The sequence below is a fragment of the Streptomyces sp. NPDC038200 genome (assembly GCF_055600785.1).
In genome coordinates this window covers 1-10,183 of record NZ_JBVJYH010000020.1, presented here as the reverse complement: position 1 = coordinate 10,183, position 10,183 = coordinate 1, and the positions used below count along the sequence as shown (strand labels likewise).

Genomic DNA, 10,183 nt, shown 5'->3' with positions numbered 1-10,183 from the left:
GTGATCGATATCAACGAGTCCGTGATGCAGTTCCTTCTGGCATTCCTCGTCGCCGGCCCGCTCCTCGGTGCCGTCGCCGCTCTCCTCCCGGCCCCGCCCGGACTGAAGGGGAAGTCACCCGAGCAGGCCGTCCTCCGGCACGGCGTGACCGTCACCGGCGCGATCCTCGTCGCCGCGATCGCCCTCGCGCTCGGCTTCGACCACGACCATCCGTCGAAGATGCAGGCCACGACCGACATCAGCTGGATCCCCGCACTCGACGTGCGGATCCACCTCGGCATCGACGGCATCTCCCTCCCTCTTCTGGTCCTGACCGCGCTGCTGACCTTCCTCTGCGCGCTGTACTCCTACTTCAAAATGCCGTCGGGCCCGTCCCCGAAGGCCTTCGTCGCCCTGCTGCTCGTCCTGGAGTCCGGCACCCTCGCGACCTTCGCCGTCCTCGACCTGCTGCTGTTCTTCCTCGCGTTCGAGATGGTGCTCATCCCGATGTACTTCCTCATCGCCCGCTGGGGCGGCGAGGGCCGGACCCGGGCCGGGTGGAAGTTCATCCTCTTCACGCTGCTCGGCTCCGTGGTCATGCTGCTCGGCCTGCTCCTGATCGGCGTCAAGGCGGGCACGTTCGACATGGTGGCACTCGCCACTGACAACGGCCGGTCGCTCACCGCATCCGTGCAGGTCATCGCCGTTCTGGCGATCGGGATCGGGCTCGCGGTGAAGACGCCGATGTGGCCGCTGCACAGCTGGCTGCCCGACGCCCACACCGCCGCTCCCACGGTCGGCTCGGTACTGCTGGCCGGTGTCCTGCTGAAGATGGGTACGTACGGGTTCGTCCGGATCCTGTTGCCGATCGCGCCGCACGGCTTCCACACCTTCGCGCCGTACCTCGCCGCGTTCGCCGTCGTCGGGATCATCTACGGATCCCTGGCCTGCCTGGCCCTCGCCAAGCAGGGCGCGAAGGGCGACCTCAAGCGGCTGATCGCCTACTCCTCCGTCGGCCACATGGGCTTCGTCCTGCTCGGCGTCGCCACCATGACCCCGACCGGCGTGAACGGCGCCCTGTTCGCCAACATCGCCCACGGCCTCATCACCGGCCTGCTGTTCTTCCTGGTCGGCGCGTTGAAGGACCGTACCGGCACCACCGACCTCGACACCCTCGCGGAAGAGACGGGCGCCGCGCTGTACGGCAGGGCCCCGCGCCTCGGCGGACTGCTCGCCTTCGGCGCCGTCGCCTCCCTCGGCCTGCCCGGACTCGCCGGCTTCTGGGGCGAGATGCTCGCGCTCTTCGGCGCCTTCCGGCCCGCCGCCGACCTCGGCCGGCCGGCCTTCCTCACCTTCATGGCGATCGGCGCGTTCGGCACCCTGCTGACGGCCGCGTACATGCTGATCGTGGTCCGCCGGGTCTGCATGGGCGGCGTCGAACAGGAGGTCCCGAAGCTCGCCGACGTCCACGGGTACGAGTTCGCCGCCTGGACCCCGCTCGTCGCCCTCACCGTCCTCGCCGGACTGTGGCCGAAGGCCCTGCTCGGCCTGACCGACCCGGCCGTGCAGCAGCTCCTCGCAGGAGGCACCCGATGAGCGCCCAGCCGCTTGCCGAGTCGCTGGTCCAGTCCGTCGACTGGCTCGCGATCGCCCCGCCCACCGTCGCGGCCGTCGTGGCGCTCGTCGTCCTCGTCGCCGACCTGTTCGTGCCGGAGCCCCGGAAGGCGGTACTCGGCTGGGTCTCGGTCGCGGGCCTCGCCGCGGCGGCCCTGACGCTCCTGCCGCTCCTGGACGGCGACCGCAGCACCTTCTGCCTCACCGGCCCCACGCGCGCGTGCAGCTACACCGCCGACCACTTCACCCTCGTCATCCAGTTCCTCGTCCTCGGCGGCGCCCTCCTCGCGGCCCTGCTCTCGGTCACGAACCTCGACGACGACCGGCGACGCGTCCCGGCGGGCGAGTTCTGGTTCCTGCTGCTGTCCTCCGCGGCCGGCGCCGCCCTGCTGCCCGCCTCCCGCGACCTGGCCACCCTGATCGTGGCCCTGGAGGTCGCCTCCCTGCCCGCCTTCGCCCTCGTCGGCATCCGGCACGGCGACAAGCGGTCCTCCGAGGCCGCCCTGAAGTTCTTCCTGTCCTCGGTCACCGCCACCGCGGTCAGCCTGATGGGCATCAGCTTCGTCTACGCCTCCACCGGCACCCTCCATCTCACCCAGGTCGCCCAGCGCCTGCCGCACGTCGACGGACAGCTGCACACCCTCGCCCAGGCCGGTGTCGTCCTCACCCTCGTCGGCTTCGCCTTCAAGACGGCCGCCGTCCCGTTCCACTTCTGGGTGCCCGACACCTACGTGGGCGCGCCGCTGCCCGTCGCCGCCTACCTGTCCGTCGTCGGCAAGGCGGTCGGCTTCTCCGGCCTGATCCTCGTCACCGTCGTCGCGTTCCCGTCGTACGCCGACGTCTGGGGGCCCGCGCTCGCCGCCCTGGCCGCCCTCACCATGACCGTCGGCAACGTCGCCGCCCTGCGCCAGCAGGCCACGCGCGCGTACAGCGCCGTACGGCTGCTCGCCTGGTCCTCGGTCGGCCAGGCCGGCTACCTGCTGGTGCCGATCGCCGCCGCCGGATACGGCAAGGACGCCGAGAAGGCGATCGGCTCCACGGTCGCGTACGCCCTGATGTACGCCGCCGTGAACCTCGGTGCCTTCGCGGTGGCCGCCCTGGTGGGCCGCGGCCGGGCACTGAACCGGATCAGCGACTACCGGGGCCTGTACGCCACCAACCCGGTCACCGCGCTCCTGCTGGCCTTCTTCCTGCTGTGCCTGGCCGGGCTGCCGCCGGGTGTCATCGGCCTGTTCGCCAAGGTCACCGTGTTCTCGGCGGCCGTCGACGCGGGCCTCGGCTGGCTCGCCGTCGTCATGGCCGTCAACGTGGTCATCGCCCTCTTCTATTACCTCCAGTGGACGGCCCTGCTGTTCCGCACCCCCGAGGGCGAGCCCGCCCGGCACCGCGTCCCCGCCCCCCTCACGGCCGCCCTCGCACTCACCGGAGTCCTCGGCGTCGCCCTGTCCGGGGCACCCCAGCTGGTCCTCCGCTTCGCGGCCACGGGGCTGTTCTAGGAGTCGTCACGCGCGCGTGGGGCACCCGTGCCACCCCACGCGCGCGGAGCCGAACCAGCACGTCACCCACGCGGCCGACGCGCGCCACCGCACGCACCAGGGAACTCGTGGCCGTCGCCTGGCGTTGTCACGAACAGGAGGGTCCACTGGACCAAAGTGTTCCCCTGCCGCACGACTTGGAGGGCGCACCGTGCACCGCCGGCACAACGGGCTCAGGACCGCCGTACTCCTCGGGGGACTGTCCGCACTCATCATCGTCATCGGCAGCTTCTTCGGCCGCACGGGACTGATCGTCGCGGTCCTCGTCGCCCTGGGGACGAACGCGTACGCGTACTGGAACAGCGACAAGCTGGCGCTCCGCGCCATGCGCGCCCGCCCGGTCAGCGAGTTCGAGGCCCCGGCCCTGTACCGGATGGTGCGTGAGCTGTCCACGCAGGCCCGCCAGCCCATGCCCCGGCTGTACATCTCGCCGACGGAGGCCCCCAACGCCTTCGCCACGGGCCGCAACCCGCGCAACGCCGCCGTGTGCTGCACCGAGGGCATCCTGCGTCTCCTGGACGAGCGCGAGCTGCGCGGCGTCATCGGCCACGAGCTGAGCCACGTCTACAACCGGGACATCCTCATCTCCTCGGTCGCCGGCGCACTCGCCTCAGTGATCATGTTCCTGGTGAACTTCGCCTGGCTGATCCCGGTCGGCCGCTCGGACGACGACGAGGGCCCCGGCCTCTTCGGCATGCTGCTGATCATGATTCTGGGCCCGCTCGCCGCCACGGTGATCCAGCTGGCCATCAGCCGTTCCCGGGAGTACGAGGCGGACGCCTCCGGCGCCCAGCTCACGGGCGACCCCCTGGCCCTCGCCAGTGCCCTGCGCAAGCTGGAGACCGGCACCCAGCAGCTTCCCCTGCCGCCCGAGCCCCGCATCGAGACGGCGAGCCACATGATGATCGCCAACCCCTTCCGCCGGGGCCAGGGACTGGCCAAGATGTTCTCCACGCACCCGCCGATGGCGGAGCGCATCGCCCGGCTGGAGAAGATGGCAGGTCACCCGTGAAGACCATCCTGAACGTCATGTGGCTCGTCCTGAGCGGCTTCTGGCTCTTCCTCGCCTACCTGCTCGCCGGCGTCCTGCTGTGCGTCACGATCATCGGCATCCCCTTCGGGATCGCCGCCTTCCGCATAGGTGTCTACGCCCTCTGGCCGTTCGGTTACACCACGGTCGAGCGGCATGACGCGGGCGCGCCCTCCTGCGTCGGCAACGTTTTGTGGCTGATCCTGGCCGGCTGGTGGCTGGCGCTCGCCCACATCGCCACCGGCATCGCGCTGTGCATCACGATCATCGGCATCCCGTTCGGCATCGCCAACTTCAAGCTGATCCCGGTCTCCCTGCTGCCCCTGGGCCGCGAGATCGTCCCCACCGACCAGCCGTTCGCGACCCGCTGAGCCGACCGGCGCCGTACGCCCGCATCGGCCCGCCGCGGACGCCTCACGTCCCGCGCCGGCCCGTGTGCGGGCGCCGTACGCCGTAGGCCGCCACGCCGACCGCGAGCACGCCCGCGCCGACGGCCACCGAGGTCACGGGCAGGGCGAACGCCAGCGTGGCGCAGCCCAGCAGGCCCACCGCGGGCACCACGCGGGACAGCGGGGCCGCGCTCAGCGTCCAGGCCGAGGCGTTGGCGACGGCGTAGTAGGCCAGCACGCCGAAGGACGAGAAACCGATCGCGCCGCGCACGTCCACCGTGGCGGCCAGCACGGCGACCACCGCGCCCACGGCCAGCTCCGCCCGGTGCGGCACCCGGAACCGCGGATGCACGGCTGCCAGCACCCCCGGCAGATGCCCGTCCCGGGCCATGGCGAGCGTCGTACGGGACACGCCGAGGATCAGCGCGAGCAGCGAGCCCAGCGCGGCCACCGCCGCCCCGGCCCGCACCACGGGCACGAGTCCCGGCGCCCCGGCCGCCCGTACCGCGTCGGCCAGCGGTGCCGTCGCGTGCCCGAGCCGGTCCACGCCGAGGACACTCAGCACCGCGACGGCCACGCACGCGTACACCACCAGAGTCATCCCCAGGGCCAGCGGGATCGCCCGCGGAATCGTGCGCGCCGGATCGCGCACCTCCTCCCCGAGGGTGGCGATCCGCGCGTACCCGGCGAACGCGAAGAACAGCAACCCGGCCGCCTGGAGCACCCCGCCCGCACCCGACGACAGGCCCACCTCCAGCCGCCCCGCCCCGCCCCGCCCGGAGGCCAGGCACGCCACGACCACGGCCGCGAGAACGGCCAGCACGGCCGCCACGATCCCCCGCGTCAGCCAGGCCGACTTCTGGATGCCGCCGTAGTTCACGGCGGTCAGCGCCACCACGGCCGCGACCGCCACCGCGTGCGCCTGCCCCGGCCACACGTACACGCCGACGGTGAGCGCCATGGCCGCGCAGGACGCCGTCTTGCCCACCACGAAGGCCCAGCCCGCGAGATAGCCCCAGAAGGCGCCGAGCCGCTCCCTGCCGTACACGTACGTGCCGCCGGAGGCCGGGTACCGGGCGGCGAGCCGGGCCGAGGACATGGCGTTGCAATAGGCCACCACGGCGGCGAGAGCGAGCCCGAGGAGCAGTCCGGAGCCGGCGGCGCGCGCGGCCGGTCCCAGGGCCGAGAAGACGCCGGCGCCGATCATCGAGCCGAGGCCGACGACCACGGCGTCCCGCACGCCGAGGGTGCGGCGCAGAGCGGCGTCGGTGGGTGTCATGGGCCGCACCCTACTGACCGCGGCAACCGGCGGGTGGCCCCGTGACGTCCTCTTCATCGACACGGCACGAACACGCGCGCGACGTACAGCGGGGCCGCACCGGAAAATCAGGCCCCGGACAGTGCGGACACAGCGCGGAAGGGCAGGTTCACGGCATGAGCATCATCGGTTGGATCATCCTGGGGCTGCTGGCCGGAGCCATCGCCAAGGTCCTCCTGCCGGGACGTGACCCCGGCGGCTTCATCGGTACGACCCTCATCGGTGTCGCGGGCGCGTTCATAGGCGGCTGGATCTCGGCCCGCTGGCTGGACCACCCGGTCACCAAGAACTTCTACGACGGCGCCACTTGGGCCGCGGCCATCGGCGGTTCCCTGGTGCTGCTGATCGTCTACCGCATCCTGTTCGGCAACTCACGCGACTGAGCGCGCGGCGACTCACGCGACCCGGCACACGGCCGGTCACGGGGCCGGGCACGCGACTGAGGAGGGTGCTGAACACGCGGCACGGGGCGGCAGCCGCGGGCGCGACACAGTACGCGGGGGTGGGCACCGCCGGGTGCCCACCCCTCTTCCGCTTACCGCTGGTTCCCTCTGCCTGCCGGCGCCTGCGGGTGCCTACCGGTAGTTCACGAACTGCAGCGCGAAGTCGAAGTCCTTGCCCTTCAGGAGGGCGATGACGGTCTGCAGGTCGTCGCGGCTCTTGGAGCTGACGCGCAGTTCGTCGCCCTGCACCTGGGCCTTCACGCCCTTCGGGCCCTCGTCACGGATGATCTTCGCCACCTTCTTGGCGTTCTCCTGGGAGATGCCCTCCTCGATCGACGCGAAGATCTTGTACTCCTTGCCGGAGAGCTGCGGCTCGCCCGCGTCCAGCGCCTTCAGCGAGATGCCGCGCTTGATGAGCTTGGACTGGAAGACGTCGAGGACAGCGTTCACCCGGTCCTCGGAGTTGGCCTCCATGAGGATCTTGTCGCCGGACCAGGAGATCGAGGCCCCCACGCCCTTGAAGTCGTAGCGCTGCGAGATCTCCTTGGCGGCCTGGTTGAGGGCGTTGTCGACCTCCTGCCGCTCGACCTTCGAGACGATGTCGAAACTGGAGTCGGCCATGTCCTGTGGCTCCTTGTATCGGGGGCGTATCGGGTGCGTGCCGGCGTGCGCGGCGGCGACCGCCGGGCCCGGTGGAGCACCGGGCCGCATCCGCACCAGCCTAGCCACCCCGGGACCCGAGGGGTGGAGATCAATCGGGTGGCGAAGCACCCCTCTGCATCGGGTATTGTTTACGTCGTCGCCAGGGAGCACCGCCGAAAGCGGGTTCGACTGGCTGCACAACCCGGCGGTGTGCCCGAGCGGCCAAAGGGAGCAGACTGTAAATCTGCCGGCTCAGCCTTCCCAGGTTCGAATCCTGGCGCCGCCACGCTGAGAGAAACCCCCTCTGATCAGGAGAAAAGCCTGATCAGAGGGGGTTTCTCGTTGTCGGCACCTGCTCACTTCGCCGTGGGCGGATTGCGGCCGTGACTCACCCCGTACCGCGCGTATCCCGACGTCAGTCAGTGTGTGTCCCCCCGGGAGGAGAGGATGATCACTCTGGCTCGTTCCACTCCCGAAGGGCCGCATCGATCCGGCTGCCCGGCGGTGGACGGCGATGCCCGGGAGGGCGGCCGTCTTCATACCTGTCCGGCGGTTCGGTCGGATCGCGTACCAGTCTTGTAGCACTCCCACCGTGGGTGCCCCGTCGACCTGTTGACCCGACATCATCCCGCCATGCAACCTGAACTGATCAGCGCGCTGGTCGGCGCGGGGGCCGCGACCCTGGTCGGCGGCCTTGCCCTGTACGGCGCGTTACGTCAGGCGCACGCCGCCCGTTGCTCCGCCGAACTCGCCGCCGAGGTCTCCCAGCAGGCGGCCGAGCAGGCAGCCCATGCCACGTACGAACAGTGGCGCCGTGCCAGTCAGCGCGATGCCGCCCTGGCCTTCGCGCTGGCTGCAGACGCGGCCGTAATCGCCGCCCGCGACCTGCTGCATGGCTGGAACTCGATTACTCTGAGTGACGAAGAATCGGCCTATCGCGCCATGTTCCGGACCTTCTCCGTCGTTCGCGCCGAAGGTCCGCAGGCACTGATCGACCACGGCGAGGAGGTCACAGGCGTCGTGGCCGTCCTCTCGGAGTCGGCTGCGCTCTTCCGCGTGGCGGTCGACGAAGGAAGGGCCGATCCGGACGATGGGTGGACCCCGGACTACGGCGGCTGTGAGAACGAGTACCGGCTGAAGATGGAAGAGTTCCGGCAAGCGCTGCGCGCGTACCTGGATACGCCGCCCACCGACCGTCCCGAGGGCGATGACCGGCAAAGGCCCCTTCCCGCACCCCGCCGCGCTTCCGTGTGACGCCGACCATGAGCGGGCGACGTCGCTCATGGAGGTCGGCAGTGAACGGCCAACTCCCCGTCGGCAGGGGTGCGTCGAGGGGGCGCCGTCCAGCGGCGTCCGATTCGTCTCGGAACCGGACGCCGGCGCTCACGAGCAGAGCTTCACGTGCCGGACGGCCAGGACGTGTCCCGCCGCGTCGATGAGGCGGCTGCGGGAGAGGTGGCCGCCGGCCACCGCCTTGGTGATCGCCGTGGCGATGGCGGACGTCTGGGAGCTGACGTTGCTCCCCAGGTCGAACATCACCATGTCGGCGCCCGAGCGCAGGGCCTGGACGGCGGCGGCGGGGACGCTGAAGCCGGCGGCGGAGATCGCCTTGGCGCTGAGCGAGTCGGTGACCACCAGCCCCTTGAATCCCATCTTGCCGCGCAGCTGGGTGCTGATGGCGGTGGGGGACAGGCTCGCCGGGTTGGTGCCCAGGCCCGGAATGATGTTGTTGGAGACCATGATGGCCGGGGCACCGGCCTTGATGGCCGCTGTGAACGGCGGAATGGCCACCTTTTGCAGTGTGGACCAGGGCAGGGTGCGGGCGGGGCCGAAGTCGGAGTTGTACGTGGAGCCGCCGATGCCCGGGAAGTGTTTGACGACGGGTATCACGTGGCCGTCGCGGAGCCCGTTCATGTACGCGACGCCGTCCTTGGAGACCACCGAGGTGCTGCCGCTGAAGGACCGCCAGCCGTCGGGATTGGTCTTGCCGGGGGCCACGTTCCGGCCGTCGACGTCGACCACCGGCGCGAGGTCCATGTTGACCTGGGCGGCCGCCATCTTGGTCGCCACCTTGGCGACGTTCTGCTGGATCTGGGCCGGGGTCCAGTGCGTGCCCATGTACGCGGCCCAGGGCAGGGATCCGACGAGGTTGGCCATGCGCTGGATGCCGCCGCCCTCCTGATCGGTCATCACCAACAGGCCCAGATGGCCCGGCACGTGGGTCTTCAGGGTGGTCAGCCGGGAGCCGAGGTCGGACGGCGCCTTGTTGCCGAACAGCAGGACACCGCCCGCACCGGCGCTCACCTCGGAGGTGACGTCGGACACCGAGGTCTCCGACACCGGCACGGCGATGGTCAGCATGGCCAGCCGTCGGTTCGACCACCCGGCCAGCTTCGTGCTGTTGGTGCATGCGGCGGCTGTGGTGGGGGCTGTGGTGGCGAGGCTCGGAGTGAAGGACGAGCGGGAGTGGGAAGGCGCGGCGGGCGGGGCGAGGGACATGCCGGGGCCACCGGAGTGCGGGGCCGCCTCGGGCATGCCCGCGCTCCAGCCCGTCAGGAGCATCGCCGCCACGGCGGCGGTGCCCAGTCTTCGCGCGTTCCCGGCCCGGCCGGAGAGCCGTGGCGGTGTCGTCGCGCTGCTGCGGTAACGGTACGACGGGAGATTCATCGCCCGTCCTCCTTCGGGAAGTCGCGACGGTGGCCGTCGCGCTGGGGGTCGTCAGAGCATGAGGGGCTGTGCGACCCATGAGATGCGGACCAGCCCGAATTTGTTCGCCGGTCCGCGGTCGGAGTACCAGGATCTCGCGCCTCGCAGCCGGACGAAACTCCAGCCGACGTGAGTCCGGACGGAACTCCAGCCGACGTGGGTGGGGGCCGCTCGCGACAGCGCCGGGGCCGCTTCCGTCGGCATGGCCACCGTCTCCAGCCCTGGGGAACGGTGTCTCAGAGGCTGCGGGCGGTGATGTTGCCGTAGGCGGTGGTGGCGTGGAGGTGAAGGGCGGCGGTGTCGTCGTCGGTGTTCTTGAGGGTGTTGTGGATGCGGCCGTAGGCGGTGCCGGCGTCGAGGGTGGCGGAGACTCCGCGGGCGGCGCCGGCTTCGATCTCGCCGTGTTCGGTGCGCAGGGTGACCGTGCCGCGAACGGCCTCGGTGATGCGGATGTCGCCCTTCTGGGTGGTGATCTCGGCGGGGCCGCCGAGGCGGCCGACGGTGATGTCGCCGGCGGCGAGGGTGAG

General features: G+C 70.9%; 10 protein-coding genes and 1 tRNA gene. 7 read left to right on the top strand and 4 right to left on the bottom strand.

Annotated elements, in window-relative coordinates; all coding sequences use genetic code 11:
* The 4 genes from ACZ7KF_RS32010 to ACZ7KF_RS31995 all read left to right on the top strand — a co-directional run bounded on the left by ACZ7KF_RS32010 (position 1) and on the right by ACZ7KF_RS31995 (position 4,529).
* Complete coding sequence (locus ACZ7KF_RS32010) at positions 1-1,575, top strand: NADH-quinone oxidoreductase subunit M (RefSeq protein ID WP_471082841.1); 1,575 nt, start codon at positions 1-3, stop codon at positions 1,573-1,575.
* Positions 1,572-3,089 (top strand): NADH-quinone oxidoreductase subunit N, encoded by a 1,518-nt coding sequence (locus ACZ7KF_RS32005; protein ID WP_471082839.1) that lies wholly within the window; start codon positions 1,572-1,574, stop codon positions 3,087-3,089. Before ACZ7KF_RS32010 ends, ACZ7KF_RS32005 begins: the two co-directional genes overlap by 4 nt.
* Before the next feature lie 190 nt (positions 3,090-3,279).
* Positions 3,280-4,140: a zinc metalloprotease HtpX gene (gene htpX, locus ACZ7KF_RS32000; RefSeq protein ID WP_471082836.1), complete on the top strand. Its 861-nt coding sequence runs from the start codon at positions 3,280-3,282 to the stop codon at positions 4,138-4,140.
* Positions 4,137-4,529 carry a YccF domain-containing protein gene (locus ACZ7KF_RS31995; protein WP_471082833.1) on the top strand — a complete coding sequence of 131 codons (393 nt, stop codon included), beginning with the start codon at positions 4,137-4,139 and terminating at the stop codon, positions 4,527-4,529. The genes htpX and ACZ7KF_RS31995 overlap by 4 nt, the downstream gene beginning before the upstream one ends.
* A gap of 43 nt (positions 4,530-4,572) precedes the next feature.
* Here ACZ7KF_RS31995 and ACZ7KF_RS31990 read toward each other — a convergent pair whose 3' ends face one another.
* Positions 4,573-5,826 (bottom strand): APC family permease, encoded by a 1,254-nt coding sequence (locus ACZ7KF_RS31990; RefSeq protein ID WP_471082830.1) that lies wholly within the window; start codon positions 5,824-5,826, stop codon positions 4,573-4,575.
* 155 nt (positions 5,827-5,981) lie between these two features.
* Here ACZ7KF_RS31990 and ACZ7KF_RS31985 point away from each other — a divergent pair, with 155 nt between their 5' ends.
* Positions 5,982-6,248 (top strand): GlsB/YeaQ/YmgE family stress response membrane protein, encoded by a 267-nt coding sequence (locus ACZ7KF_RS31985; RefSeq protein WP_470770928.1) that lies wholly within the window; start codon positions 5,982-5,984, stop codon positions 6,246-6,248.
* Positions 6,249-6,440: 192 nt separating this feature from the next.
* Here ACZ7KF_RS31985 and ACZ7KF_RS31980 read toward each other — a convergent pair whose 3' ends face one another.
* The gene (locus ACZ7KF_RS31980) at positions 6,441-6,929 is read right to left on the bottom strand and encodes a YajQ family cyclic di-GMP-binding protein (RefSeq protein WP_077796815.1); all 489 of its coding nucleotides are present in this window, start codon (positions 6,927-6,929) and stop codon (positions 6,441-6,443) included.
* Positions 6,930-7,154: 225 nt separating this feature from the next.
* Between ACZ7KF_RS31980 and ACZ7KF_RS31975 the strand changes: the two genes are divergently transcribed.
* Both ACZ7KF_RS31975 and ACZ7KF_RS31970 read left to right on the top strand, forming a co-directional pair.
* Positions 7,155-7,236 (top strand) — tRNA-Tyr (locus ACZ7KF_RS31975).
* A 347-nt stretch (positions 7,237-7,583) separates the two neighbouring features.
* Positions 7,584-8,204 (top strand): hypothetical protein, encoded by a 621-nt coding sequence (locus ACZ7KF_RS31970; protein ID WP_471082827.1) that lies wholly within the window; start codon positions 7,584-7,586, stop codon positions 8,202-8,204.
* 129 nt (positions 8,205-8,333) lie between these two features.
* Here ACZ7KF_RS31970 and ACZ7KF_RS31965 read toward each other — a convergent pair whose 3' ends face one another.
* Both ACZ7KF_RS31965 and ACZ7KF_RS31960 read right to left on the bottom strand, forming a co-directional pair.
* A complete protein-coding gene (locus tag ACZ7KF_RS31965; protein WP_471082824.1) occupies positions 8,334-9,617 on the bottom strand; it encodes a glycoside hydrolase family 3 N-terminal domain-containing protein in 1,284 nt (427 codons plus the stop codon).
* 275 nt (positions 9,618-9,892) lie between these two features.
* On the bottom strand, positions 9,893-10,183 hold a 291-nt coding region (locus ACZ7KF_RS31960; protein ID WP_471082821.1), incomplete at its 5' end, for a DUF4097 family beta strand repeat-containing protein.